This is a genomic window from Sporosarcina sp. FSL K6-3457 (assembly GCF_038007285.1).
In the GTDB taxonomy this organism is placed as follows: Bacteria; Bacillota; Bacilli; order Bacillales_A; family Planococcaceae; genus Sporosarcina.
The window spans coordinates 2991985-3017466 of the sequence record NZ_JBBOWX010000001.1; the positions used below are offsets into that span (position 1 = coordinate 2991985).

Genomic DNA, 25482 nt, shown 5'->3' on the forward strand with positions numbered 1-25482 from the left:
AGCCGGTTATATTGAACTTCGGCAGAATGAAGTGAACATAAAAATGATCCAGCATAAGCTGGATCATTTTGTCATCGTTTTAGTTTTACGTCTAAATTGCTGCATTGCGAACATATGCGCATATTTAACTCGAGTTAAGCCGAACCACCATAGGAACAGCATAAATGGGATAATTAAGTACTGTGAGAGAGCATTTATCGCAAAAATTCCGTTATACATAAAGTGAAGGCAATAAGGCGCAAGGAGCGCTAAAAATAAATATTTATTAATATTGGATTCCACAGCAAATTTCGCACGGCCAAAATAGTAACCCATTACAACACCGAATAAGGCATGACTTGAAACCGGCAGCAGCGCACGCATGAAAGCAACGTCAGCTCCGAATGCTAATAGATAAATAATGTTTTCAACAGTAGCAAATCCAAGTGACACACTAGCACCATAGAGAATCCCATCATAAGCATCTTCGAATTCAACATGACGATAAATCGCAATAAGTAAAATAAGCCATTTAAAAAATTCCTCAAGACCACTCGTAAAAATAACATTCCGTATGAAATACTCAGAAAAAATATTTTCTTCCTCAAAAACATGCTGAATGAACATAATTGGAAAAGTCATGATAGCACCATATATGAATGTATGAAATAATGTACGTGACGGTTCTTTTGCAATTTGTTTTCTCAAATAAAAATAGCTGAAGAGCGCCAATCCCGGCGCAATTGCCACAGTGAGCAATATGAACATCGGCGAACCCCCATTCCATACCATTATACCATGAATTACCTTTCATAGGAGGTTACAATTTGAAGAAAAATATTTTACTGATTCATACAGGCGGAACTATTTCAATGCAGTTGAACACAGAAACCGGTGGTGTCATTTTAAGTGCAGCTAATCCACTCGCAATGGAAATTGACAATATTCAGCAGTTTGCCAACATTACCGAAATCGAAGCTTTCAATTTACCATCACCCCATATTACACCCGAGCATATGCTTGAATTGAAAATGATGATTGATAGGAAGAACGCAGCGAGTGATTTTGATGGCGTCGTCATCACCCATGGCACAGATACTCTTGAAGAAACCGCCTACTTCTTAGAACTCTCGACAAACTATACCATACCGATTGTACTGACAGGCGCTATGCGCTCTTCCAACGAAATCGGCGCGGACGGCGTCTATAATCTTATGTCTGCCGTCCGTGTCGCCGCTTCTGATAACGCAAACAACAAAGGTGTTCTCGTTGTGTTAAATGATGAAATTCATACGGCGACAAACGTGACAAAAACACATTCGAGTAGTGTGTCAACTTTCCAAAGTCCACAATATGGTCCCATAGGTATTGTGACAAAATCAGCTATTCATTTCCACCACGCACCTCTAGCTCGAATTTGTCTTCCCGTGGAATTGATTGATAAAAAAGTCGCCATGTTCAAAATCTATGCAGGCATGGAATCCGACATGCTTCTTTCAGTCGCTTCACTCGGCTATGACGGCGTTGTATTAGAAGGCCTCGGCCAAGGTAACGTGCCGCCTGCTTTACTTACTGGTATCACACACCTGCTGAATGAAAACATTCCAGTCATTATCGTCTCCCGTTGCTTCAATGGCATTGCACAAGACATTTACGCCTATGAAGGTGGCGGCAAGATGCTAAAGGATATGGGCGTCCGATTTGAGCATGGATTGAGTGGTCAGAAAGCACGACTGAAGCTTCTTCTTGAACTTTGTTTAGCTTGAATGTTGGTTGAATGGGAAACTAAGCTACCAATCATATCGCTTTACGTTCCTAACAACAACTAGAACAAAAGCGCAAGCGCCTGTTCAGCCCCGACAAGACCGAAGCGACTCGAGGGGCTAGGCGCTGGAGCCTAGACGAGAAATCACCCTATTCCGACTTATCCACAATACGAGAATTTTATAATTTCCTAAACTATGAAAAAAGGCTACCTCCAACCGATATCCGGTTAAAGGGTAGCCTTATCTTTATTTCACAGCAGCCTGCTTTGCCCCGATAGCGCGAGCAATCATACCCCCATGAAACTTACCATTTTCAATAAAGATTTCGTTCGCATTATTTCCCGCCGCTATAACACCTGCTATAAAAAGCCCCTCTACATTCGTTTCCATCGTTTCTTCATCAAAAGTAGGTCGACCACTTTCCTCATCAGTTGTAATACCAATATTTCTCAAGAAAGTATAATCCGGATGGTAGCCAATCATCGCAAAAACATAGTCATTTTCGATGACAAAGGTCTTTCCTTGTTGTTCAATCGTCACGCTGGACGCTGTTATCTCGACAACATGGGCACTAAAATGCATATCAATCTCCCCAGCACGAACAAGGCTATCGAATCCAGGTAAAATCCACGGCTTGACGCTCGGTGAATACTCGGAGCCACGGTAGACAACAGTTACCGATGCACCCGCACGCTCCAATTCAAGTGCCGCGTCGACAGACGAGTTTTTACCACCTATCACAACAACTTTTTTTCCGAAAAACGGATGAGCTTCTTTAAAATAATGGAAGACATTCGGCAGGTTCTCCCCTTCAGCATCAAGCCGATTTGGATTATCATAGTAACCAGTTGCGATGACAACATTTCCAGCGAAATAGTCACCTTTATCCGTCACAACATGAAAACCTTCACTTTTCCGCTGGACATCTTCCACTTTCTCATAACTATGAATCGCAATTTCTTTCAGTTCCGCAACCTTTCGGTAATATACCAGCGCATCGTTGCGCTGCGGCTTATCAATGGCGGTGATGAATGGAATATTCCCAATTGACAATTTCATACTTGAACTAAAAAATGTTTGATGTGTGGGATAATTGTAAATTGAGTTAACAATGTTTCCCTTTTCAATGACGAGAACGTCAAGTCCCATTTGCTTTAATTCAATCGCGGCAGACAGTCCACATGGACCGCCTCCGACAACGATTGCATCTTTTCGTATCATTTCCTTTTTACAACTCCTTTGGAACACTTTCCGTATAATTGATAACAATCACATGACATTCCGGCGCCGCGCCAAGGCGTAGGGGTAGCGTAGACGTGCCATAGCCATTGCTAATCAACTTAGCCCTACCTCCATCTAGGCGGAACACTCCTTTTTCCTGCAAGCCCCATTTACCCAATCGAATTTGCCCGCCGTGTGTATGACCCGCAAGCATCAGCCGTGGATGATATACCTGCTCCACTTTTCGAAACAACGATGGTGTATGTGTCACCATTATGACTTCCTTAAACTGCTGAATCGTGCGAAGTGTCGAATCGATATCAACATTGCGACTTGACGGATCATCCGTCCCACATACCCCCCAATCAGGATGTCCAGGAACAGCAGCACTTTCGTTATCCAGTATTTTACCGCCATAACGCATTAAAATGTCTCTCATTTCCTGCTCGCCCACTTCACGGTCATTATTACCCCATACATAAAACAATGGCCCTAGACGTGCAAGATGACCAACATTGTTAGCGATACGCGCTAATGGGACATCCCTTTCCGCAAGATCTCCCCCAATGACGACTATATCAATTTCATGATTGGCATGAATTTTCGCCAATAGTTTTTCGTCAATCTTGCGTCGATGAATATCCGAAATGAAAAAAACCGTTAACTGCTTATTAAAAGCATTTCCTGTTTCAGCATTCATTTCATGGTAGATGACATTTCTTTGCCTTGCATTCATAAACATAAATGCCAAAAATCCGCTCATCATCGAAAGAGCCATCCATACCATTTTATTGACCGTAATCAAGCCCTCCTTCCATACAAAAAAGGCAAAGCATTCTTTGCCTTTTTTGTATTTTCAACATCTTTAAAAACCAATTAAGGAATCTTGAGCGTCTGCCCGACCATAATATCATTTGATGTTAAACCATTTGCTCTTTTAATCTTTTCAACACCTTCACCCGAACCGTAGTAATTGACAGAAATCCGGTAAAGCGTTTCATTATTCGCCACTTTATGTGTTTTTTCAGTTGATTGTTGCTCCGGCTTCTCTTCAGGTTTCTTTTCCGGAGTCGGATTGACGTTCACCACCGGTTTCGAAACAGGCTTCTCTTCTTGTTTTATTTCCGTTTCCGGTTCTTTTTCTGGCTTTGTTTCGGGTTCAGGTGTCGATTCAACCTCATCTACACCTGAGCCATCCTCTTCTCCTTCTTCCTCGTCTCCACCCAAGACTAAATCCTTATTCGGATCGTCTTTTTTTTCTTCATAACGCACACTCGTATCTCCATCTTTTGCCGCCGGATTGCTACCTGGATTATAAAAGTCAGAAACAACATACACCAAGATAATGACTGGAATAAGCGTAAATAATCCTAGGATTACATTAATCATTAAATGACTAGATTTCTTTTTTGGCTTGCGGCCTTTTCGATGCAGCTCGGCACGCGATGGAAGATTGTCACCTTCCTGATCAATTTCCTGTCTATGCTCCTCAAACTCAGTTTTATAATCATCTTTTTTCATTGCTACATTCTCCTATCACATCTTGCTATTCCTTTATTATGACGAATTTTGTCGTAAAAATCAACGGACAACGGACCTGTTAACCAAGTAGCTTGATAAGTCTTTCCTCCCAATCTAACATCGGCTTATTTAAAACAACCTGATTTTGTCGATTTAGCCATAATCCATCAGCCGTCCCACAAGCAGAACAGCACGACTTCGGTTTCATTTCAAGAGACTCTCCAAAAAGCCCCACTACTTCTTCTCTGACACAACTTTTTGAATGAACTAAACGAAGCATCCCTTGTAGTTGTACCTCTTTTTCGTGAATTAATGCTTTCATCCGCTGAATAACTTCTTCGAGTGTCATCCGTTCTCTATAATAATCTATGACACGTTTGCCCGTTTCGCTAATTCGAGCCCTTTCTGCCGCTTCATCAGCCGAAATATTTTCCGCCATACAATTTTCATAGTGCCTAATTTCCCATTCTTGCGGAATATCATCTTGGATGATGAAGCGCATCCTTCCCTCATCATCCGGCGTAAAAAGCAACGACGCTGCCGATTGTTCACCATCACGCCCCGCACGACCTACCTCCTGAACATAACCGGCAATCGCTTGTGGGACATGCTCATGAATCACTTGGCGAATATCATCTTTATGTATACCCATCCCAAACGCATTTGTCGCACAAATCCAATTGATTTCCCCTGTGATGAATTGCTCTTGGATGAACGCACGGTCTTCCTGTTCCTTCCCCGCGTGATAAGAGGCAACAGATACACCTAGCTTCTGCAGTATGGTAGCTAGTTCATCTGCACGTTTTCGAGATGCGGCATAAATGATACCTGGTCCAATCGTCGCTAGTACCCGCTCTTTAATCCATTCGGTTTTCTGCATTTCGTTATCGACCTTGACTATGGAATAAGATATATTCGGACGATCTAACGACTGGCGATGGACTTCGGGAGATCGCAGCTGTAAATAGTGGACGATATCAGCCACCACTTTATCATCCGCTGTCGCCGTAAGTGCAAGAATATGCGGTCGGCTTTCTCCAAACAACTCACCAATTCGCAAATAATCCGGTCTAAAATCAAAACCCCATTGTGAAATACAATGCGCTTCGTCAACAACAATCAGTGACAAATGACTGTTGCGCAAAAGAGTGATTACATTTTTCTGTAATAGCATTTCAGGTGATATAAAAATAAATTTATAATACCCTAATTCAGCCATAATCCGCTTTTTTTCTGAAAATGACAGAAAAGAGTTTAGTGCAACAACACGTTTTTCACCATTTTTTTTCATAATGGCCACTTGGTCTTCCATTAACGCGACAAGTGGTGAAATGATTAACACCGTACCTTGCGCTACATAAGCTGGCAACTGATAACATAATGATTTCCCCATGCCTGTCGGCAAAATGGCGAGTGTGTCTTTCCCGGCAATCACATCACGAATGACCGCTTCCTGCCCCGGTCTAAATTGATCGTAACCGAATTTCTCTTTCAGTGTTTTGTAAATATCCATCAGTTTCCTCCCCCCGTCCGCGCACCTAATATAAGACGAAGTTGAAAATAAGACAGTGATTCAAATTCAGCCTTCAATAACCGAAGCCTACGTGTTTCCAGTTCATTCACTTTTTCGACGACTGCCTTAACATCTCGCTCTGCAACGAACTGAGTCAGTGGGAATTGAGGGTCATTAATGGATAGTTCGACAAAATGGTCTTCAATCGTACTCAACTTCAAATTCCGAGCCGCAGCAATGTCCTCAATGGACAGTCCCCGATCAAAAAGCTGTTTGGTCTTACTTGAAGAATCGGTCAAATAAGTCGTTACTTTAACGTTTTTAGCTATTTTTCGCAAAAAAGACAAATCAGAAGATTGTTCGATAACTGTCAGCAACCTATGTAAGCTCTCTATAAATAACAGTCGGACAGCAAACGAATTTAGTTTCAACTGATCCGCTAGCTGATCCCACGTCCACCCTGTCAGACCAAAACCACTTAGTCGATGCGTGACAATCACTTTTTGCTGATCATCCATACCACTGCGCTCCATACATAACCTAAGCTCCGCAGCAATATAGCTGGCATATGCCGGATCACTAATAGGTTGTTTATGCAACAGTCTTTTTACAAATGACTGGCTATCATAATCTTTTTGAATCGGCATAAATGCATGTTCTCCTACTTTAAAATGCGACACTGTCTGTACGACAAGCGATAGCCTCGCGAAAAAAAGCATTTCTCTACCCCTATAGTCCCAACCATTAAATGCGTAAATCGGTAAAGTCGCGACCAGTTGGCGACCACTTGTTGTTAGATGTACAAATGAGTCGTCTCCGGTTGAAATAAAACCAGAATCCCTTAATAATGTAGCGGCTTCATCATATTGCTCAACCGTTAATTTCGGTAAAATACCAAAAAAAGCTTTCAAATTATAATATTCAACATCCTGCAACGTCTGCCCCGAACGTTTGCCACGTAATAGATGAAGGCCAGCATAAATCGTTCGCTCGCCATCTAGCTTAGCGATGATGACTGCGAGTATTGAAGAAAGATTCATAACGAATTCCTCCGATTAATAAATTCTTTTTGTTGAAAACTGCTGTCAATATCATTAGAATGAAGTATGAAGTAAATAGTAAATTGTTTGTACGGAGAAAAGAGGAGAGAAAGACTATGCCTAAATATACAATCGTCGATCAAGATACGTGCATTGCATGTGGCGCTTGTGGAGCAGCAGCCCCAGATATTTACGATTATGATGATGAAGGAATTGCTTATGTTATCCTCGATGATAACACGGGTACAACGGAAGTTCCAGAAGAACTGATGGAAGATTTGGAAGATGCATTTGATGGTTGCCCGACCGATTCAATCAAAATCGCTGATGCGCCATTTGATGGCGATGCGTTAAAATACGAAGACTGATTTTAGCAGTTACATAAAGCAAGGCCGCCCCGAAAATATTCAGGGCGGCCTTGCTTTATGTCTAATTTGTGACGCTATTATCTAAATGAGAAGGAATGAGGCTCAATTCCTCCTCGAGAAAGCCCCTAGACGCAATCACGCCGAGGCTCGATTAATTTACGCCATTAATTGGGTTCGTTGCTTGGCAATCCATTTGTTCATGCTCTTGAACAGTAACAACGTGATGACCATGAGCATAACACCTTTGATAAGATTGAAAGGTAGAACTCCTAAAACGATAAATGTAGACAACTCACTGCCTGCCATCTCCGGGAAGTTCATGAAATACGTATACATCGGTAGGAATACGGCATAGTTCAAAACACTCATCCCCAATGCCATGGCAACTGTTCCTGCAAGGAGGCCAGCCGCTAATCCTTTAGATGTTTTAAATTTATTGTGGATGAAATAGATTGGCATAATGAATAGAACACCTGTTGCAAAATTCGCAATTTCTCCTACAGGTACACCCGTCGGACTGCCTGTCATAAACCAATGCATGACGTTTTTAATTAACTCGACCCCAATACCTGCAACCGGCCCCATTGTCATAATGGCTATTACCGCAGGCACTTCTCCGAAATCGATTTTCAAGAATCCTGGTAATGCGGGTAGCGGGAAATTGAACTGCATCAACACCGTACCAATGCTCCCTAAGATTGCAATGAGAATCATCTTGCGTAACTTCTTGTTATTCATGTGTTCCTCTCTCCTTTTGCGATTCACTTCAAAAGAGGAAAGGCCGTTCCGCCAATCATTGTCTACAAAAAATCCCCAAAGCTACTGAAAGCCTTAGGGAGTTAAAAGGTATCATTAAATAGAGGTGTCAAAAAGAAGATAATCTCCTTTTTACCCCACACTTAAATAAGCACCCTTTTTGTGGACAACACAAAAAGACGGCCGTACCTTCACCTTCTCCCATCCAGACTATACTGTCGGCTCTGGAATCACACCAGAATCAGCTGTTAAGCTCGCGGGCTAGAAGAGAAACTCTCCATTTCCGCCGGTCGGGAATTGCACCCTGCCCCGAAGATGAATCAATATTTTATTACTACCTTAGTATATACGGCAGAAAACGCTTTGTAAACTTAATTGTTTACAAAGCGTTTTTTAGGCTAGTGCATCATTCAAAGAAATACGTTGGATTGACACCAACTGGTTTTGGTAATACAGTTGTCAAATCGTAGCGTAAGAAAGTGTCTTGTACGACGTTTTCCAAACGTACTTGCTTATTGAAATTTTTCGCGGTTAACATGAATCCTTCTACCATTAAATTTACCACGCCTTGATCCATCAAGGACAAGTCGAGTGGTTCTGTAAAGCTAATAACTGCCACGCCCTCTTGCTCCTTAACACTGTACACAATATGTTGCGGAACAAGCGCTTCAACTCGGTCATTTTGTACGTCCTTCATCGCCAATAGTGCCTGCTCTACCGTCAGTACATCTACTGCTTCTGAGGGTATCAGATAGATTTGACCAGAAGGCGTGACCGTCTTGTAATAAGGCTGTGCATTTTCGCTTGCAATGAAATCCATAGTTGCGGAAAGCTCATGATTCGGCTGAATATTATCAAGTCCAAGTTCTTCCTCTGGGATACCGGTAGCATACCGATTGTATAGGGTAGCATAATCTGGTTCCCCCTCCGGAAAATCAACAGCAATTCGTTCCTCTGGAATCAACAGCGTCGTCGGGACAACTATATGAGCATCTACAACTAGCCCCATTTGTAACGGTTGAAATCCTTGTAAATCCTCTTGTAAGAGGACATGATTCTCCGGTAGCATCCTTGCCGTTGCTGCATTGAACGTTTCTGCGCCCGCACCGGCATCTGTGGCTGTAACACCTGCTTCTTCCTCGCTCTCCATCAACATTTCTGCTTGATCCATTTTCATCGAAGCGGACTCGGACGCTTTATCCAGCGCGCTATCATTCTGCCTTAGCATCGAGGGAATGATCATACTGAAAATCAACAGTGCCGCTACCGCCACTAAAGCCGGCATCCATTTTTTAATATTATTGCGACGGGGGAGATGCAATCGTTCGTCTTGTTGGAGTCGCATCAATATGTCCGACTTCAGGCGCTCGTCTCGTATATCCGGCATATTGCCCAGAAGGCTGTCGATCTTGCTGTCGTCCCATTTATTGTCGGCCATCTAGTTTCCCCCCTTCTGTAGGAAGAGCATTCAATTTCTTTTGTAGCGCTTTGATTGCCCGATGTTGTGTGGTCTTCACTTTACCTTCTGTCCAGCTAAGAATTTCGGCTGTTTCCGCTATCGACAAATCCTGGAAATAACGCATCGTGATGACCATTTTTTGATCACCTGTACAGGTGTTAAGCGCCTGCAATAGTTCTTTCATCTCTTCACTAAGTGTAACAAGTTCTTCAGGTAAAGCCCCTGTTGAAACGAGCTCACTCTTTTCCCAGTCAAATTTATCGAACAGATGCTTTTTACGGACAGCATTTTTTCTGAAATGGTCAATCGCGACATTTTTCGCAATAGAAAAAAGCCATGTTTTTTCAGAACTTTTCCCTTCAAAACCGCTATATGCTCGCAATACCCTCACGTACACTTCATGCACGAGATCCTCAGCATGATCACGATTTCTCGTCAAATAGATGAGAAACTTGAACACATCTTGGTGGTACTGCTCATAGAGCCGGTGGAAAACGGAGTCGTCCATGAAATACCCCCGTTCTAATAATTAGTCGTTGTTCAAGCTAAATAGTTACAAGTTCTTCAAAGGTAATATGCAGCTAAAAATTGTACCGCTATTTTCTCCTCTGCTAGCTGTAATCACTCCGCTATGCGAATCAATAATATTTTTAGCAATCGCCAGACCTAAGCCTGTTCCGCCCTTGCCTCTTGTTCTCGCCTTGTCTGCTTTATAAAAACGTTCAAAAATATAAGGTAAATCCTCTTCAGGAATACCAACACCTGTATCCGTAACCGTTATTTCAATCGTATCGACAACCTTTTTGACACGCAATGTTACATTGCCTCCGTCAGGTGTATGTCGGATTGCGTTGTCAATTAAATTCGTAAACACTTGTTCAATCCGATCTTCATCGACAGTTGAAATGATTTCTTCACCTTGTGGAAAATCAAATGACAATTCCACATTGGCATCACGCGCAACTTGCATGAATTTATTAACAATCCGATCAAGGAAAGGAATCATCGCTATATCATCTTTGTACAAGCGCATATGACCCGATTCCATCCTCGCAAGATCGAGTAAATCTGTCACAAGTCTACCCATTCGTTTCGATTCCTCATGAATAATCTGCACCATCTCATTGCGCTCTTCGTCATTAGTCGTCACACCGTCAATAATCGCCTCACTATAGCCTTGAAGCATTGAAATCGGCGTCCGTAGCTCATGTGACACATTCGCGATGAAATCGGAACGGAGCTTATCGAGCTTATGCTGATCCGTCATATCACGCAGCACCGCAACCGCTCCTCGAATATCGCTACCACTATATAGCGGGCTAATTGAAATGGCGTAAAACCGCCCCCCGAGCTCCAGCTCATCTTCTACTTCTTCGGCAAACGTGATAACATGATCAAGCATATGGAAAATTTCTGGAGGAATCGTATTTTTTTCATCTTGGACACCACTTTTAAAGTACCAATTTTGCAATAAGCGTTCCGCCTGTGGATTACTTAATAAAATCGTGTAATCTCGATTGAAGGTAATGACCGCATCTGTCATAGACGTTAAAATACTGGACAGCTGTTCCTTTTCCTGATTGATCAATTCAACATGATACTTAAGCTGTCTCCCCATCTGATTGAAGGCGGTTGCTAACTGACCAATTTCATCATTTTGCATAACAGGCAGCCGCGTATCAAAATTACCTTTCGATAATTCAAAAGCAGCTTGCCTCATTCCACGCAAAGGTGAAGTAATTCTTGTCGATAAGAAAAAGGCAAAAACAGTTGTTAAAATAAAGGCAATAAACGCCGACAAGAATACGATATTGGTTGTTTCCTTTGTAGCCCTATGGACAGCTTCTAAACTTTGATAAATGATAACGGAACCAACCACCTGCTGATTGAATTCAAATGGATAGGCCAGCACAAGATATTGCTCCATTACACCATCGTCTGCAATTGAAGGAAGAATCATTTCCTTCACAACTGGCGTATCTCCCCCTCTATTTGATATAAATATAGATTCGGAAAGAATCTTATCTTCGATTTTCTCCTTATTTATCCCTTGCTGGAAAGAGTACTTCGTTTCCCCTTTAGCATCTACAATCATAGCATCTGTTTCATCACCAAGGATATCTTCAATAATCAGTTGCATAGAAGACTCACTTTCATGATCCATAACAACTTTACCAATTGTCATTGCATCTCTTCGCAAGGAATCCTCTGCTTGTTGCGTATGAAAATTATCCAGAAATTCAAGAAGCAGCGCAGTGACAATAAACAGGACAAAGGAAACGAGAAGCAATATGGTTGCCCATAGCTTCCCGACGATTGAATTCCATATTCTATTCATTATGAGGAACCTCAAACTTATAACCAACGCCCCAAACGGTAACAATCATTTTAGCTGCCTTCTCAGAAACCCGGCTTAACTTTTCACGCAGCCGCTTGACATGCGTGTCAACTGTTCGGAGATCCCCGAAAAATTCATAATGCCATACTTCTTTCAATAGTTGTTCTCGATCAAATACTTTGTCCGGTGACTTCGCCAAAAAATAAAGCAGCTCATATTCTTTCGGTGTCAGATTCACTTCATTCCCATCAGCCATGACACGATGCGCGTCGTTATCTATCGTCAATTGTGGGAAAACGACGAGATCCTTCGATGAAGACGCAGAAGCAGCGCCATGAAACGTCACAGACCTCCTAAGAATCGCTTTAACCCGTAGAACCACTTCACGCGGACTGAATGGTTTCACTATGTAGTCATCGGCACCCGATTCGAATCCAGTTACACGATCAGCTTCCTCGCCTTTTGCTGTTAACATAATAACTGGTGTCATAATTTTCTTTTCTCTCAATTCCCGCAATACTTCCAAGCCATCTTTTTCCGGCATCATTAAGTCGAGTAAAATACCATCATAATGTGTGACAAGTGCTTTTTCTAGCGCTTCTGCGCCATCTACCGCTTCTTCGATTTCATAGCCTTCGCGCGTAAGATACATATTTAACAGACGGCGAATTCTCTCCTCGTCATCCACTACTAACAATGTTACTTTTTCTTCCATAACTAATTGCCCCTTTCAACATGCATCTATGTCCATTGTACAAGTCACTCAATAAAAAAGAAACAACAAAGCATAATCACAATCATCTAAAAAAGACTGCACGGCGTTTTGTAAACTACCGTGCAGTCTTATCCTAGATCAAGCGTATGAATGTAATCCAGCGATGATTAAGTTCACGGCTATCAAGTTAAACATGATAATGATGAAACCGATAACAGCCAACCACGCTGACTTTTCGCCTTCCCAACCGCGCGATAGACGCACGTGAAGGAATGCTGCGTAAAATAGCCATGTAATGAGCGCCCAAACTTCCTTTGGATCCCATCCCCAAAATCTCGACCACGCTTCATGTGCCCAGATCATTGCGAAGACAAGTGCTCCTAACGAAAAAATCGGAAAGCCAATAATAACCGCTCGATAACCAATTTCATCCATCAATTGAGAATTTGCTTTTTTAGCAAACGGTTGGAACAATGCCGCAATCGGCCGTCGGAAGATTAGTCTAAGAATTATATACAAAACAATCCCTATCGCAACTGACCAAACAAATGTCGTTAACGTCTTCGCATTAATAATAGCCGGCATTTCTACCCATGGCTTCATCGTATCTGGCGTTAATGATTCAGATTGATGCATACCGAATAACGGTGGATAGTTATAGATAATTTGGGCTGGCATCTCGTTTTTATCAATATATGAAAATTGTGCTTCATAACCAGTTAGTTTAAATGTTGTCGATGACAATACAAAACCAATCACGAGAATAAGCGTAAGCATAACTGCTTCTAACCAAAAACGCTGCTTTGATTTTTTAGTCAAATCAATATTTTTCAATAAAAAGATAAGCCCCGCAACCGCACTAATCGCAAGAATCGCTTCACCAAGAGCTGCTGTAATCACGTGTATCGTCAGCCAATAGCTTTGAAGTGCCGGAATGAGTGGCGTAATCTCCTTTGGAAACATGCTTGCATAGGCAATGATAATAATCGCTATCGGCAATGCAAACAATCCAAGCGAAGGTGTCCGATAAAGGAAAAACAACAATATGAATGCTCCGACAAGCATCATGCCAAACGCAGTCGTAAATTCAAACATATTACTAACAGGTGCATGGCCAGAAGCCATCCAACGTGTGATGAAATAGCCAAGATGGGCAATAAAACCGATGATTGTAATTGCTATCCCCATGTTTCCCCATCTATTATTTTTATAAGAAGCTTCCGATTTCGCTCCTTTTACCGCACCACCAAAAAAAGCTGTTGCGATAAGGTAGGCGATAAAGGAAACCAATAGTAAGTTAGCGCTTAACGCTGCAAGTCCCATTATGCTTGTTCTCCTTCCCTATCTTCAAAAATAGCATCTGTATCCTGCCTATCTACATAGGAAGGTAGTGCTGCAACATCTTTCACTTGATCAAGTTCCTGTTTCAGCTTGAACCAGTTTTTGTTCGTATGAGCTGCGACTAAAAGTTCATCGCCCTTTCCTTGTTGGATCCAAATTCTTCTATGATTCCAATAAGCACCCTGTGCAACACCAATCATAAAGATGATGCCACCGATAAGGATAATGTACAACGTCTTATCCTTGCGAATTGTCAGCCCTGAAATATCACGCGTTTCAGCACTGACAAACTTCACTTTATAATCATTTTGCTCTGTTTCAAGCGTCTGTTGGATAGCTACAAAACTTCTTTCACCATCCGGTTTGTCAAGCGTTTTCATTTCAAAGATAAAAGCAGGATTGTTCGGGATTGGCGATTTTGTATCTGGCTCGCCGTCCGTCATAATAAAGTCTGGATAGTAATCCATCAATCTGACTTGTGCGCCGTTTTCTAGTTCATAATTCTTTTCAGGTTCAGCTAAGTCGACCGTAAACTGTCCATACGTTTTATCCGTTTCTTTTTCCGTTAACTGGAACGTCATTGATTTTAATTCATCAAGACGGTAATCCATTTGGAATACGTTAAAGCCATCGAATTTAAGTGGTTTATTGACAATGATGGAATAGTCCTTCACAAATTCAAAATCACTCGATCCTACGAGTGCGTCGTCAGGTATTTTGTAAAGCGCAACGTCGGTTTGATAATTACTAGCAATCATCCCCACACGTTCCAATGCATCGCCGAATACTTCGTTGGCATCATCTTTCGAGTAATTTTCTAAGATGAATTCTTTACTCTCTAAATAATAACCCTCAGCACCTGGGATAGAACGTATTTCTCCTTCTCGGAGCCACATCGTTTCATCCACATAAAATCCAGGGATTCCACGTAGTAATATACCAAACAGGAAGATGATAATTCCCGCATGATTGACATAAGGGCCCCATCTTGCAAAACGCCCTTTTTCCGCTAATAATGCGCCATCTTCGACTTTAACATTGTAACGAAGTTCCTTCAGTTTTTCCTCAGCTTTAACTAATGCTACAGTTGAATCCTCGGAAGGTCCTTCGCCATAAACACGCTGTTTCCTCATGAAAGAAGGGTGACGCTTTGTACGCTGTTTTTTCAACGATTTATATAGCGGTACGACCCGGTCAACACTAGCAATAATGATAGAAGCGCCAAGCATTCCCGTCAGTGTGATGAACCACCAACTATTATACATATCATAGAAACCGAATCGATAGTAAATAGTGCCAAAAAAACCGTACAAGCGCTCATAATAAGCTAAGTATTCCGCTCCAGATGCCAAAGGTGATACAGGCACATACAATTTTTGCGGAAAAATCGTTCCGATTGCAGCCGTTGCAAGAACCGCTACAATAATCCCAATTCCAACCTTAACACTAGAAAAGAAATTCCAAATCTTATCGACGATGGACTTGTTATACGTTTGCGATCTCCTGGAAGAGCCTTCATAACGCATGTCAACTAGTTTACTTTTTTTAGCCTCTTCGGTTTGTGGTCTTCCACATTGTTCACAAAGTACTGTACCAAATGGATTCTCATGACCACATTGACATTTGATTTTACTCATTTCGCATATGCTCCTTACTTAGGGTTGAATGCTCTCCATATAGGAAATGATTTCAGCCTCCGTCATTTCGCTCGTGATGATCTTTTCGATTTTCCCCTCTTTGTCAATTAAAAATGTTGTGGGTAGCGGCACTATATTATAGGCCTCTTTGACACTTTTATCTTTATCAATCGCAATGGGGAATGTCAGACCATACTGATCTCGGAATGCTTCTACCTTCAACGATGATTCTGCAATATTGACGGCGAGTATTTGGACACCTTTATTTTCAAATGCAATATGTTGACTTTCCATATGAGGCATTTCCTTTTTACATGGACCACACCAAGTCCCCCAAAAATTTAAGAACACACCTTGTCCTTTGTAATCAGATAGACGGTGTTTGTTACCCTCCAAATCGACTAGTTCAAAATCAGGTGCTTTGTCACCAACAGCCAACACTTTCACTTTATCTTTCGAAGTGATTGTATAGCCGACTGCCGCTACAAGCAGTAACAGGACAATCGTTCTTATAATAAGACGTTTTTTCTTTTTATCTGCTTTTGCCAAACCCATTTCCTCCTAACAATCAATTACGTGTCGGCGTAATTGCGTCCGGATTTTTTTCGAGCGAGCTCGAAAAGCTTCCTTAAAAAATCCGTGACATCCGCCTGAGGCATTTATGTCATTCAACAGAATCCCCTAATGAACGAAATAAATAGCCTCTACCCTCCATTATAACAAATGGATTTTCATAGATGCCCACCATAAATGAAAGGATTGTGAACGTTTGGGCCTTCCTTGTAATGGATTGCAATCGGCGGAGGCCCCTTATCATGAGTTTAGTTGAATCGGTATTAGCCGATTTTACCTGTTTCCGCAAGAACCCGAAGTTGTTTCACTTCATGCTTTGTGAGTTCACGTGCTTCTCCTGCATTTAAACCATGCGTCGTCAAATTACCGAAGGATTCTCTTCGTAGTTTTAACACCGGGCAGCCAATCGCATCAAACATACGACGCACTTGACGATTCCGACCTTCATGAATCGTAATTTCAATCAATGCAGTGCCAGCTTTCTTATCGACTGTCTGCATTTTCACATGAGCAGGAGCCGTCTTGCCATCGTCCAATTCAATACCTCGTTCTAGTTTGCGAAGCGATTCGCGATCTGGAATCCCTTTGACCTTCGCAACATACTTTTTCTTAATGCCGAACTTTGGATGCGTCATTAAATAAGAAAAATCTCCATCATTGGTCATTAAAATGATACCCGATGTATCATAATCAAGTCTTCCTACTGGGAATACTCTTTCCTCTACAAGTGGAAACAGGTCAAGAACAGTCTTTCTCCCTTTGTCATCATGAACAGTCGAAATGACTGATCTCGGTTTATATAAAAGATAATAGACATAATTTTCTTTAACGAGCTGAATGCCTTCCACTTCCACCCGATCCGAATTCGAAACTTTCGTCCCAAGCTCCGTTACAACAACACCATTTACTTTTACTTTACCTTCTACAATGAGTGTTTCGGACTTTCTCCGTGATGCAACACCCGCTTGCGCCAATACTTTTTGTAATCTTTCCATCAAGACACCTCATTTTCATTCTGCAAAAATTATGTCACACTTTGCGTCAAATTAAAAGAAGACTGTCCTGTATGATGACAGTCTTCTTAAATATGTCACATTTTTATACGTTTTATCTTCTGTGGACTTGAATTTTTATCTTCGTTCAGCAGAAGACTCCTGCTGAACGAAGATAAAGCCTCCAAGGAAGGATGCAGTTCAATCCTTCCCCGATGTCACGGATTTTGAATTACGCCTCGGCGCAATTGATTATGCTTATTGCTTAATAATAATTTCACTCGCAATGAGCGGTTCATTATCAAAGGAAACCGTCCAAGATCCTGTACTCCTCTTACTTTTACCACGAGGTATACGTACGATATTTTGTAATTTAGCCTTTTCACCTTTTTTCAATAAAAGACGAATAGGCGCTTCCAGTTCAGCTTCAACTCCGGGAAGGATATCATATGTCCCTTTTTTCGCAACCGTTACTAATTTGTAAGAAGAAAATACTTTATTCGCCAAGTCTTTATGCGTGTTCCAATCATTTCCATCATTCAGCGTCACAACGATGATGTTTTTCCCATCTTTCTCAAAGTACGTCGCAAGCGTCCTGCCCGCCGCTTTTGTAAAACCTGTCTTACCAGCGATTGCGGTCGGCTCAGAATGGATGAGACGATGTTTGTTGCGCCAGCTATACGTCTGGTCCTCCCCTTCATACCTATGATTCTTAGTTGACGCAATTTGACGGAACTTGTCGTTGTCCATCGCGTAACGAAGCATAAGGGCTGTTTCATAGGCAGTGGACAGGTGACGATCATCATGCAGACCAGACGGATTTGTAAAGACTGTATTCTTTAAGCCATACAATAGCGCTTTTTCATTCATCAAGTCGACAAAGCCCTCCAGTGAGCCGCCTGCCTGTTCGGACAGCGCATGCGCCGCATCGTTACCCGACCGCAGCATGAGTCCATACAATAACGCATCTGCTTCAATCGTCATTCCTTGCTGTAAATAAATCGATGACCCTTCTGCTGAGGCAGCCTGTGGAGATATTGTAACTTCTCCAAACGAGCTTCCACTTTCGATGAATGTGAAAGCCGTCCAAATTTTCGTCAAGCTTGCAATGGGCAATCTGACGTTTTCATTGTAACCATCCAATAATCTACCGGTATCTGCATCAATAACTGCCCATGAGCTTCCCGCTGCCACCGCTTCTTTTGGTACAGCGCCAAGAAATAGTGAAAAAAATAGGACAACAATCATCGTCCTTTTCAACATACATTTCCTCCTCAAAAGTTGGATGAAGTACAATCCACCCTTAGGGATGGATACAGTTCAATCCATTCTTAATTATCATCCATTGCAAATGCTTCTTGGAATTTAGTCATAAACAAATCTGTATCTCCCGCCCCATTGTCCTCTTCCTGATGAAGAGGCGGTAATTCCTGAAGCGATTCCAGCCCAAAACGATCCAAAAACAAGTCCGTTGTACCGTACAGAATGGCCCGCCCACTTCCCTCCGAACGACCTTTTTCCATAATCAGTCCCCTAGCGATAAGTGTATTAATGGGTCCTTCTGATTTAACACCACGGAGATCATCGATTTCAACCCGCGTTACCGGCTGTCTGTAGGCAATAATCGCCAACACTTCAAGAGATGCTTGCGTCATGGACTTCGGTGACGGGTTTTCCAACAACCGTTTAATATCATCCGCAAATTCAGCTTTCGTCACAAGTCGATAAGCCCCACCAAACAGCTTTAATGTAATCCCGCTCTCATTACGCTGCTCATAGCTTAACTTCAGCCAGTCAATCGCTGAAGTTACTTCCGCTTCTTGCCATTCCGTTAAGACGGTTAATTGTTTCACCGTCAATCCTTCATCCCCTACTAGGAATAAAAAACTTTCAATCATTCCCGACAAACGATCTTTCCTATCCATTTCACTCATCCTCCCGTCGGAATGCCACTGTCAGCTCGTCAAAGTTTCCTTGCTGCACGACAATAATATCCCGCCGTTTCATCAATTCTAACAACGATAAAAATGTTACGACAAGAGCTGGCGTGTCTCCCTCATCGAACAGCGCATAGAAATCGCATTTCCCGCCGCCTCTTTCAAGTATCGCCATAATTGCATCCATTTTTTCACCGATAGATATTTCCATTTTCGTTATATTTGCTGTCATAGGCGCTTTCAGTCGATTCCTGTCGAGCATTTTTTGAAATGCACCTATCAAATCAAATACGTTTAAATTTTCTTCGATACCACTCGGGACAACCTCTCCGAATTCTGTTAAGTCTTCAGGTGATTTTGTGAAATGATCCGATCGCTCATCCGCAGATTCCTTCAGACTAATAGCTGCCTCCTTATACTTTCTATATTCAATCAGTCGTGCAACCAGTTCATCCCGCGGATCATCCTCCATTTCAAAATCTATTTCGTCATCGAACTCTTCCCCTTCATGGACAGGAAGTAACATTTTGCTCTTAATCTCTATCAAAGTTGCAGCGAGAACAAGGTATTCGCTCAGTTCATCCAACTGCAGTACACGCATGGCATGAAGGTGTTCTATGTACTGCGCTGTCAATTCCGCCATCGGAATATCGTAGATATCAATTTCAAGTCTGTTGATTAAATGCAATAATAGATCTAGAGGTCCTTCAAAGGCTTCTAGTTTTACTTTATACGACATCCCACGTGACACCTACCTAATGTTTTACTATTAACAAAAGCGCAAGCGCCTGTTCAAGGGCGACCCGAGCCCCTAGGCGCTGAAGCCGAGACGAGAGAAAGGACTGATTATATGCATCCCTATCATCATCCGTTATTTGTACAGTTTATGGTTTATTTTAATGATAATCAAGATTATTTTGAGTGTCACGAAGTGTTGGAGGAATATTGGAAGTCCATTCCGAATAGCGACAAAAATCACCCACTGACGTCCTATATTCTGCTAGCAACCGGCATGTATCATTGGCGTCGCGGCAATCTGGCCGGTGCGACTCGTACACTACGAAAGGCCGAGAAAAAACTCCCTGCTTTTCCTACCCATTATGTAGAAGAAATCGATTTTCAGCAACTACTTGCAAATGTGAGATATACAGTAAAACGAGTGGAAAAAGGATTACCTTTTGAATCCTTTCCATTCCTCATCACGTCACCAAATTTACAGGTAGCTGTTGAACTTGCTCAACAATCCATGACCCTGCTCCCTTTTGGCAGCGAAGCAGTCATTCATAAACATATGCTAAGAGACCGTAGCGATATTCAACGCATGCGTGACGAAAAGAAGAAGGGCAGACATTAATCTGCTCCTTCTCCTTTTAATCGGCATTTTTTTATAAATAAATCAGTTTCCTCGGTACTTTTACATTCCTTATTCGGGAAAAGCGCCTGCAATTTTGCTACCATTTCCTTGCCAACACCTTCTCCACGAAAAGATGGATTGACTGAAATATGGTATAACGTATAGTCTTCATCGCCTAATTCCACACCAATCAGACCAATTATGTCATCCTCTTTTTTTAATAAATAGAGCTGCCAGCTATCGTCTGTTTCGTATTGGTGAATCGTTTCCTGTAATTTTTTCGCATTTTTATCGCCAGGCATATAGGATAGTAGTCCCATTGCAATCTTTTCATACGTTTTCTTATAGCGTAAAAGCATCAATTGAATCCCTTCTTTTCTGAAAATCCTTTGTCAGTCGTCAAACGTAAAGCGATAGCCGTTTAACGCGGGTCAATAATCGGCATGACAAAGTACCAGTATACCGCTCCCCACACAATAGCCGCAACTATGATAAATAAGAAAAGGAGAATGTTACGTTTCCTCAAATCTTCTCCTCCCGCCTAACTGCTTGTAACGGGATGTCCAGTCTGACAACATCTTCATAAGTCTCCCGACGAACAACCAGTTGATGTTCTCCATTTTCACAGAAAACAATGGCGGGCTTTGGCAGTCGGTTGTAATTGCTCGCCATCGAGTAGCCATACGCACCAGTGCAAAAAACAGCGATGACATCTCCTTCAGATGGGTCTGCAAGATAGGCTTCCTCAATCAATTTATCACCTGATTCACAACATTTTCCTGCAATTGTTACTTTTTTGTCGTGAGGAGCGTTCATTCTGTTGGCTGAAGCTGCCGTATACTTTGCCCCGTACAGAGCTGGTCGAATATTATCTGACATGCCACCATCAACCGCTATGTACGTTCGAATACCCGGTACTTCTTTCATACTACCAGTCGTATAAAGGGACGTACCTGCATCTCCAACAAGTGATCTCCCCGGCTCAATCCAAATTTCTGGTACAGGATAGTTATGACTACGGGTCATCGACAAGACAACTGTCGCCATTTCCTCAATGTAAGCTGATGGCACAAGTGGTGTATCTTCTTCTGTATAACGGATACCAAATCCTCCGCCTAAATTCAACACCGCACATATGAAACCATGGCCATCACGCCATGAAATCATCTTGTCCATCAATGCTTCTGCTGCAAAACGGAAAGCATCCGTCTCAAATATTTGGGAACCGATATGACAATGCATGCCAAGCAAATTGATGTAAGGATGGTTATGCAATTGCAAGAACGCCTCATCCGTTTGACCATTCTTCAAGTCAAAGCCAAACTTCGAGTCTTCCTGACCCGTCGTAATATAATCATGCGTATGCGCTTCAACACCTGGCGTCACACGAATTAGCACATTCATGCTCTCCCCACGTGACTCTGCAATTTCCTTCACCAACGCAATTTCAGAAAAATTATCAATAACAATACACCCTATTTTTTCATCAAAAGCATATTGCAATTCAGTATAGCTTTTATTGTTGCCATGGAAATGAATTCGTTCCCTCGGAAAGTCTGCAGCGATTGCGGTGAATAGCTCTCCTCCAGAAACAACATCTAAAGAAAGTCCTTCTTGTTTAGCTACTTCATATATAGCAATAGACGAGAACGCTTTACTTGCATAAGCAACCTGTGCACGAATGCCAACATTGTTAAATGTTTCTTTGAAAGCCTGTGCCCGTTCACGGAACAGAGCGACATCATAAACGACAAGTGGTGTTCCATAAGTATGTGCAAGATCAATTGCATCGACGCCACCGATTGTTAAATGGCCTTGTTGATTGACTGATTGTGTTCCGTAAAAATGCATGTTGCCTTCCCCTCCCAAATCATATAACTAAAACTTTATCATAACAGGGTAGGAAGAGGCAATCACCTATCAGACACGATCTCTATTTGGCGAGTCGGTGATGAACGGCCTCGGTTCATCCGCAGTCATTGGAAATCTGATAAGAACGCGAAGCATTGCTTGTGGAAAAAATGGAACAGCCGGCCATAAATAAGGAACGCCCATCGGTTTTAATGAACATAAATAGTAAAAAAGAACTGCGATGGAGAGGAAAAATCCCGGTGCGCCAAGTAATGCCGTCGACAGCAATATACAAATTCTGAAAATCTTTGTTGTAATGCTTAATTCATAAGAGGGAATGGCAAAGGTGAAAATTGCACTCACCGCTACATACAAAACGACTTCTGGTGTAAATAAACCGACATCAATCGCTACCTGTCCAATGACGATTGCCGCAACGAGTCCCATCGCTGTCGACATCGGGGTCGGTGTATGGATGGCTGCCATACGGAGTACTTCAATGCCAATATCCGCACCGAGTAACTGTAACAGCAACGGAATTTCCCCTATATCTTTCGGTCCAATATAACTGAGGTAATCGGGTAAATACTGTTGTTTCGTTGCGATTAAATACCAAAATGGCAACAGGACAAGACTCATCGCCGCTCCAAAAAAACGCACTAAACGAACTGCCGTCCCCAAAAGCGGTGCTTGGCGATATTCTTCAGCATGCTGAAGATGATGAAATAATGTCGTTGGCACAAGAATGACAGAGGGTGACGTATCAACAATAATGGCAATATGCCCTTCCAATAAATGTGCCGCACAAATATCTGGTCGCTCTGTAAAACGGACAAATGGCATCGGATGAAAACCCTGTTTGAATAAAAACTCTTCCAATGATTTATCAGTCATCGTTAGCCCGTCATGACGTATTTCATCAAGCCTATCACGTATATAAGTGAGGTGTTCTTCACTTGCCGCCCCTTGCATATAGGTAATCGCGATGTCTGTTTTGCCATTGACTGTTACTTTATGCATTTCAAAGCGTAAATTTTCGGTGCGCAAACGCCTTCGGACAAGTGCCGTATTTTGAATCAGGTTTTCTGTAAACCCATCCCTTGGTCCCCTAACCACTTTTTCATTGTCTGGCTCTTCGGGTTGCCTTCCGGGATAGGATCTGATATCAATCGTAAATGCATAACCTTCAGGTGTAATAAAAGCTGCCTGACCGCTGAGAATCGCCGTTAGCAATTCATCAGTGTCTTTGACATCAGACACAGCATGATATGGGAAAAAGGAGAGGAACTGATCAGCCCCATCCCCCTCCTCCTCTTCTCTCCTTGACGTATTCCCTTGCATTTCCGTCAACAATGTTGTGATAGTATCTCCATCTACAAGCCCGTTAATATACAGCAACAGAGCAGGCATATCCCATAGATGCAATGATCTCGCCGTTGCATCAAACGTCTCACCTTTACCAAAACGGGCGTAGAACCACTCTTCCCCTTCATTCATTGACCGGAATAATTTCTTCATGGGTTCAATCCGTCCTCACTTTTTCAATTATGCCTCAGCATTAACGCCCATCCAAGATTTGAGTTGAGCTAAAATTTTCTTCTCAAGCCGTGATACTTGAACTTGCGATATGCCGATACGTTCTGCAATATCACTTTGTGTACAATCCAAGTAATAGCGCATATAAATGATGGTCTGATCTCGTTTATTTAATTTCGAAATAACATCACGCAGGGGAATATGATCGAATACCCTTTCCGATCGGTCATCTCGTAGCTGATCCATTAGCGTCAAACTATCTCCTTCACTTTCATACAATTGCTCATGAAGAGAAGCCGGATCACGCAAGGCGTCAGATGCCAGAATAATATCGTCAACCGACACCTCTAAAGCTGCCGCAACTTCTGAAATAGATGGCGATTTGCCATGTTTTTTAATATAATCATCCGTTGCATGACGAATTTTAAAGCTTAGTTCACGAATGGATCGGCTGACCTTCACCATGCCATCATCCCTTAGGAAGCGTTGAATTTCACCGACAATCATCGGAACCGCATAGGTCGAGAATTTGACCTCGTAGGAAAGATCGAACTTATCGATGGACTTCATCAAACCAATGCAACCAATTTGGAACAAATCTTCCGGGTCAGCGCCACGCGAGGCAAACCTTTGAACGATGGACCAGACGAGTCTTGTATTGCCCTCGACCATCATCCTTCTCGCTTCCTTATCGCCTTCCTGTGAAACCTTAATGAGCTCCCTCATCTTCTCCTGCGTCAACAAAGCGGGTTGTACTTCAACGGATGCGTCCATAAGTCACCTCATTCTGCTTACTTCCGTAACCGGAGAAAACGTTTTTTCGAACTTGACAACTGTTCCTTTTCCAATAACAGATTCAACAGATAGACTATCCGCAAAGCTTTCCATAATCGTAAATCCCATCCCCGAACGTTCCATGAATGGACGTGTCGTAAACATCGGTTCCATGGCCTGTTCCACGTCAAAAATCCCCATCCCTTCATCACGTACGGTCATCGTTACTTTGTTGTCTTGAATGATGGCATGAAGCGTGACAAGGCTTGTCCCATCCTGTTCATAGCCATGAATAATTGCATTCGTCACAGCTTCTGAAACAATTGTTTTAAATTCTGAGATTTCCTCGATTGTTGGATCAAGAGGTGTGATGAAACAAGTCATCGCCATCCTTGCCAGTGCTTCATTTTCTTCAATTGCGACGAATGATAACGTCATTTCATTGTTCATGTAAAACCCCTCCGATTTCCCCGATCGCTTTGTCGATCGTACAATGTCTTATATTCGATCCAAGACCAGAAAAGTTAAATATCTTTTCCATTGTCGAGGTAGGATTCAAGATGAGCGTCTCCCCATTTGAAGGAACTAAATCACGCATCCTTCCGAGTATGAGCCCGATTCCTGCGCTATCCATAAAGCCAAGCCCTTCTAAATTCCAAATGATTGCCCGAACTTGTCCCGTAAAAATAGATGTGGAGATGTTCGTTCTGATTTGATTCGCCTTATGATTATCCAATTCCCCGCGTAGTGTCACTATTAAGATGCCATTGTCTAGTATTTCGATGTCAGCCATGCTGAACCCCCTCCTTAC

The 25482-nt window shown here is 42.3% G+C and carries 27 protein-coding genes and 1 riboswitch; of the genes, 3 read left to right on the forward strand and 24 right to left on the reverse strand.

Annotation, left to right across the window (positions count from 1 at the left end; genetic code table 11):
- Positions 1–63: 63 nt before the first annotated feature.
- Complete coding sequence (gene prsW / locus N1I80_RS14815; RefSeq protein ID WP_340738626.1) at positions 64–747, reverse strand: glutamic-type intramembrane protease PrsW; 684 nt, start codon at positions 745–747, stop codon at positions 64–66.
- Between the two features lie 59 nt (positions 748–806).
- Between prsW and N1I80_RS14820 the strand changes: the two genes are divergently transcribed.
- Positions 807–1745, forward strand: a complete 939-nt coding sequence (locus tag N1I80_RS14820; protein ID WP_340738627.1) for an asparaginase — start codon at positions 807–809, stop codon at positions 1743–1745.
- Positions 1746–1991: 246 nt separating this feature from the next.
- Here N1I80_RS14820 and N1I80_RS14825 read toward each other — a convergent pair whose 3' ends face one another.
- The 5 genes from N1I80_RS14825 to N1I80_RS14845 all read right to left on the reverse strand — a co-directional run bounded on the left by N1I80_RS14825 (position 1992) and on the right by N1I80_RS14845 (position 7040).
- Positions 1992–2966, reverse strand: a complete 975-nt coding sequence (locus N1I80_RS14825; protein WP_340738628.1) for a YpdA family putative bacillithiol disulfide reductase — start codon at positions 2964–2966, stop codon at positions 1992–1994.
- A gap of 7 nt (positions 2967–2973) precedes the next feature.
- Positions 2974–3771, reverse strand: coding sequence for a metallophosphoesterase (locus tag N1I80_RS14830; RefSeq protein ID WP_340738629.1), 798 nt, complete (start codon positions 3769–3771; stop codon positions 2974–2976).
- Between the two features lie 71 nt (positions 3772–3842).
- Positions 3843–4487, reverse strand: a complete 645-nt coding sequence (locus N1I80_RS14835) for a LysM peptidoglycan-binding domain-containing protein (protein ID WP_340738630.1) — start codon at positions 4485–4487, stop codon at positions 3843–3845.
- Positions 4488–4566: 79 nt separating this feature from the next.
- A complete protein-coding gene (locus tag N1I80_RS14840) occupies positions 4567–6000 on the reverse strand; it encodes a RecQ family ATP-dependent DNA helicase (RefSeq protein WP_340738631.1) in 1434 nt (477 codons plus the stop codon).
- Positions 6000–7040 carry a helix-turn-helix domain-containing protein gene (locus N1I80_RS14845; RefSeq protein WP_340738632.1) on the reverse strand — a complete coding sequence of 347 codons (1041 nt, stop codon included), beginning with the start codon at positions 7038–7040 and terminating at the stop codon, positions 6000–6002. The genes N1I80_RS14840 and N1I80_RS14845 overlap by 1 nt, the downstream gene beginning before the upstream one ends.
- A gap of 116 nt (positions 7041–7156) precedes the next feature.
- Here N1I80_RS14845 and N1I80_RS14850 point away from each other — a divergent pair, with 116 nt between their 5' ends.
- On the forward strand, positions 7157–7408 hold the full coding sequence (locus tag N1I80_RS14850; RefSeq protein ID WP_203246438.1) for a 4Fe-4S domain-containing protein: 252 nt from the start codon (positions 7157–7159) through the stop codon (positions 7406–7408).
- Between the two features lie 156 nt (positions 7409–7564).
- Here the strand turns inward: N1I80_RS14850 and N1I80_RS14855 are convergent, their stop codons facing one another.
- The 12 genes from N1I80_RS14855 to N1I80_RS14910 all read right to left on the reverse strand — a co-directional run bounded on the left by N1I80_RS14855 (position 7565) and on the right by N1I80_RS14910 (position 19895).
- A complete protein-coding gene (locus N1I80_RS14855; protein ID WP_340738633.1) occupies positions 7565–8146 on the reverse strand; it encodes an ECF transporter S component in 582 nt (193 codons plus the stop codon).
- Positions 8147–8353: 207 nt separating this feature from the next.
- Positions 8354–8485: riboswitch (FMN riboswitch) on the reverse strand.
- An 85-nt stretch (positions 8486–8570) separates the two neighbouring features.
- Positions 8571–9602 (reverse strand): hypothetical protein, encoded by a 1032-nt coding sequence (locus N1I80_RS14860; protein WP_340738634.1) that lies wholly within the window; start codon positions 9600–9602, stop codon positions 8571–8573.
- Complete coding sequence (gene sigX / locus N1I80_RS14865) at positions 9589–10131, reverse strand: RNA polymerase sigma factor SigX (protein WP_340738635.1); 543 nt, start codon at positions 10129–10131, stop codon at positions 9589–9591. The genes N1I80_RS14860 and sigX overlap by 14 nt, the downstream gene beginning before the upstream one ends.
- Positions 10132–10176: 45 nt before the next feature.
- Entirely contained in the window at positions 10177–11961 is a 1785-nt protein-coding gene (locus tag N1I80_RS14870; RefSeq protein WP_340738636.1) for an ATP-binding protein, read from the reverse strand.
- Positions 11954–12676, reverse strand: a complete 723-nt coding sequence (locus N1I80_RS14875) for a response regulator transcription factor (protein ID WP_340738637.1) — start codon at positions 12674–12676, stop codon at positions 11954–11956. The genes N1I80_RS14870 and N1I80_RS14875 overlap by 8 nt, the downstream gene beginning before the upstream one ends.
- Positions 12677–12814: 138 nt before the next feature.
- Positions 12815–13999 carry a c-type cytochrome biogenesis protein CcsB gene (gene ccsB / locus N1I80_RS14880; RefSeq protein WP_340738638.1) on the reverse strand — a complete coding sequence of 395 codons (1185 nt, stop codon included), beginning with the start codon at positions 13997–13999 and terminating at the stop codon, positions 12815–12817.
- Positions 13999–15654, reverse strand: coding sequence for a cytochrome c biogenesis protein ResB (gene resB / locus N1I80_RS14885; RefSeq protein ID WP_340738639.1), 1656 nt, complete (start codon positions 15652–15654; stop codon positions 13999–14001). The genes ccsB and resB overlap by 1 nt, the downstream gene beginning before the upstream one ends.
- A gap of 18 nt (positions 15655–15672) precedes the next feature.
- On the reverse strand, positions 15673–16209 hold the full coding sequence (gene resA, locus N1I80_RS14890; protein WP_340738640.1) for a thiol-disulfide oxidoreductase ResA: 537 nt from the start codon (positions 16207–16209) through the stop codon (positions 15673–15675).
- 281 nt (positions 16210–16490) lie between these two features.
- On the reverse strand, positions 16491–17222 hold the full coding sequence (locus N1I80_RS14895; RefSeq protein ID WP_340738641.1) for a pseudouridine synthase: 732 nt from the start codon (positions 17220–17222) through the stop codon (positions 16491–16493).
- 255 nt (positions 17223–17477) lie between these two features.
- Complete coding sequence (locus N1I80_RS14900) at positions 17478–18482, reverse strand: D-alanyl-D-alanine carboxypeptidase family protein (RefSeq protein WP_340738642.1); 1005 nt, start codon at positions 18480–18482, stop codon at positions 17478–17480.
- Between the two features lie 68 nt (positions 18483–18550).
- The gene (scpB, locus tag N1I80_RS14905; RefSeq protein ID WP_340738643.1) at positions 18551–19144 is read right to left on the reverse strand and encodes an SMC-Scp complex subunit ScpB; all 594 of its coding nucleotides are present in this window, start codon (positions 19142–19144) and stop codon (positions 18551–18553) included.
- 1 nt (position 19145) lies between these two features.
- On the reverse strand, positions 19146–19895 hold the full coding sequence (locus N1I80_RS14910) for a segregation/condensation protein A (RefSeq protein ID WP_340738644.1): 750 nt from the start codon (positions 19893–19895) through the stop codon (positions 19146–19148).
- 111 nt (positions 19896–20006) lie between these two features.
- Between N1I80_RS14910 and N1I80_RS14915 the strand changes: the two genes are divergently transcribed.
- The gene (locus N1I80_RS14915) at positions 20007–20510 is read left to right on the forward strand and encodes a DUF309 domain-containing protein (protein ID WP_340738645.1); all 504 of its coding nucleotides are present in this window, start codon (positions 20007–20009) and stop codon (positions 20508–20510) included.
- Here the strand turns inward: N1I80_RS14915 and N1I80_RS14920 are convergent.
- The 6 genes from N1I80_RS14920 to N1I80_RS14945 all read right to left on the reverse strand — a co-directional run bounded on the left by N1I80_RS14920 (position 20507) and on the right by N1I80_RS14945 (position 25464).
- On the reverse strand, positions 20507–20869 hold the full coding sequence (locus tag N1I80_RS14920) for a GNAT family N-acetyltransferase (RefSeq protein ID WP_340740054.1): 363 nt from the start codon (positions 20867–20869) through the stop codon (positions 20507–20509). The genes N1I80_RS14915 and N1I80_RS14920 overlap by 4 nt on opposite strands.
- 163 nt (positions 20870–21032) lie before the next feature.
- On the reverse strand, positions 21033–22361 hold the full coding sequence (lysA, locus tag N1I80_RS14925; protein WP_340738646.1) for a diaminopimelate decarboxylase: 1329 nt from the start codon (positions 22359–22361) through the stop codon (positions 21033–21035).
- Between the two features lie 69 nt (positions 22362–22430).
- Positions 22431–23879, reverse strand: coding sequence for a spore germination protein (locus tag N1I80_RS14930; RefSeq protein ID WP_340738647.1), 1449 nt, complete (start codon positions 23877–23879; stop codon positions 22431–22433).
- 27 nt (positions 23880–23906) lie between these two features.
- A complete protein-coding gene (locus N1I80_RS14935) occupies positions 23907–24671 on the reverse strand; it encodes a SigF/SigG family RNA polymerase sporulation sigma factor (RefSeq protein ID WP_340738648.1) in 765 nt (254 codons plus the stop codon).
- A 3-nt stretch (positions 24672–24674) separates the two neighbouring features.
- Complete coding sequence (gene spoIIAB / locus N1I80_RS14940; protein WP_340738649.1) at positions 24675–25121, reverse strand: anti-sigma F factor; 447 nt, start codon at positions 25119–25121, stop codon at positions 24675–24677.
- Positions 25111–25464, reverse strand: coding sequence for an anti-sigma factor antagonist (locus N1I80_RS14945; RefSeq protein WP_340738650.1), 354 nt, complete (start codon positions 25462–25464; stop codon positions 25111–25113). The genes spoIIAB and N1I80_RS14945 overlap by 11 nt, the downstream gene beginning before the upstream one ends.
- Positions 25465–25482 lie beyond the last annotated feature (18 nt).

Bases quoted from the DNA above. Each gene is read 5' to 3' on its own strand.
- prsW (WP_340738626.1), bottom strand. From the start codon at position 747: ATGTTCATATTGCTCACTGTGGCAATTGCGCCGGGATTGGCGCTCTTC.
- N1I80_RS14825 (WP_340738628.1), bottom strand. From the start codon at position 2,966: ATGATACGAAAAGATGCAATCGTTGTCGGAGGCGGTCCATGTGGACTG.
- N1I80_RS14835 (WP_340738630.1), bottom strand. From the start codon at position 4,487: ATGAAAAAAGATGATTATAAAACTGAGTTTGAGGAGCATAGACAGGAA.
- N1I80_RS14840 (WP_340738631.1), bottom strand. From the start codon at position 6,000: ATGGATATTTACAAAACACTGAAAGAGAAATTCGGTTACGATCAATTT.
- N1I80_RS14845 (WP_340738632.1), bottom strand. From the start codon at position 7,040: ATGAATCTTTCTTCAATACTCGCAGTCATCATCGCTAAGCTAGATGGC.
- N1I80_RS14850 (WP_203246438.1), top strand. From the start codon at position 7,157: ATGCCTAAATATACAATCGTCGATCAAGATACGTGCATTGCATGTGGC.
- N1I80_RS14855 (WP_340738633.1), bottom strand. From the start codon at position 8,146: ATGAATAACAAGAAGTTACGCAAGATGATTCTCATTGCAATCTTAGGG.
- N1I80_RS14860 (WP_340738634.1), bottom strand. From the start codon at position 9,602: ATGGCCGACAATAAATGGGACGACAGCAAGATCGACAGCCTTCTGGGC.
- sigX (WP_340738635.1), bottom strand. From the start codon at position 10,131: ATGGACGACTCCGTTTTCCACCGGCTCTATGAGCAGTACCACCAAGAT.
- N1I80_RS14870 (WP_340738636.1), bottom strand. From the start codon at position 11,961: ATGAATAGAATATGGAATTCAATCGTCGGGAAGCTATGGGCAACCATA.
- N1I80_RS14875 (WP_340738637.1), bottom strand. From the start codon at position 12,676: ATGGAAGAAAAAGTAACATTGTTAGTAGTGGATGACGAGGAGAGAATT.
- ccsB (WP_340738638.1), bottom strand. From the start codon at position 13,999: ATGGGACTTGCAGCGTTAAGCGCTAACTTACTATTGGTTTCCTTTATC.
- resB (WP_340738639.1), bottom strand. From the start codon at position 15,654: ATGAGTAAAATCAAATGTCAATGTGGTCATGAGAATCCATTTGGTACA.
- resA (WP_340738640.1), bottom strand. From the start codon at position 16,209: ATGGGTTTGGCAAAAGCAGATAAAAAGAAAAAACGTCTTATTATAAGA.
- N1I80_RS14895 (WP_340738641.1), bottom strand. From the start codon at position 17,222: ATGGAAAGATTACAAAAAGTATTGGCGCAAGCGGGTGTTGCATCACGG.
- N1I80_RS14900 (WP_340738642.1), bottom strand. From the start codon at position 18,482: ATGTTGAAAAGGACGATGATTGTTGTCCTATTTTTTTCACTATTTCTT.
- scpB (WP_340738643.1), bottom strand. From the start codon at position 19,144: ATGGATAGGAAAGATCGTTTGTCGGGAATGATTGAAAGTTTTTTATTC.
- N1I80_RS14910 (WP_340738644.1), bottom strand. From the start codon at position 19,895: ATGTCGTATAAAGTAAAACTAGAAGCCTTTGAAGGACCTCTAGATCTA.
- N1I80_RS14915 (WP_340738645.1), top strand. From the start codon at position 20,007: ATGCATCCCTATCATCATCCGTTATTTGTACAGTTTATGGTTTATTTT.
- N1I80_RS14920 (WP_340740054.1), bottom strand. From the start codon at position 20,869: ATGCTTTTACGCTATAAGAAAACGTATGAAAAGATTGCAATGGGACTA.
- lysA (WP_340738646.1), bottom strand. From the start codon at position 22,361: ATGCATTTTTACGGAACACAATCAGTCAATCAACAAGGCCATTTAACA.
- N1I80_RS14930 (WP_340738647.1), bottom strand. From the start codon at position 23,879: ATGAAGAAATTATTCCGGTCAATGAATGAAGGGGAAGAGTGGTTCTAC.
- N1I80_RS14935 (WP_340738648.1), bottom strand. From the start codon at position 24,671: ATGGACGCATCCGTTGAAGTACAACCCGCTTTGTTGACGCAGGAGAAG.
- spoIIAB (WP_340738649.1), bottom strand. From the start codon at position 25,121: ATGAACAATGAAATGACGTTATCATTCGTCGCAATTGAAGAAAATGAA.
- N1I80_RS14945 (WP_340738650.1), bottom strand. From the start codon at position 25,464: ATGGCTGACATCGAAATACTAGACAATGGCATCTTAATAGTGACACTA.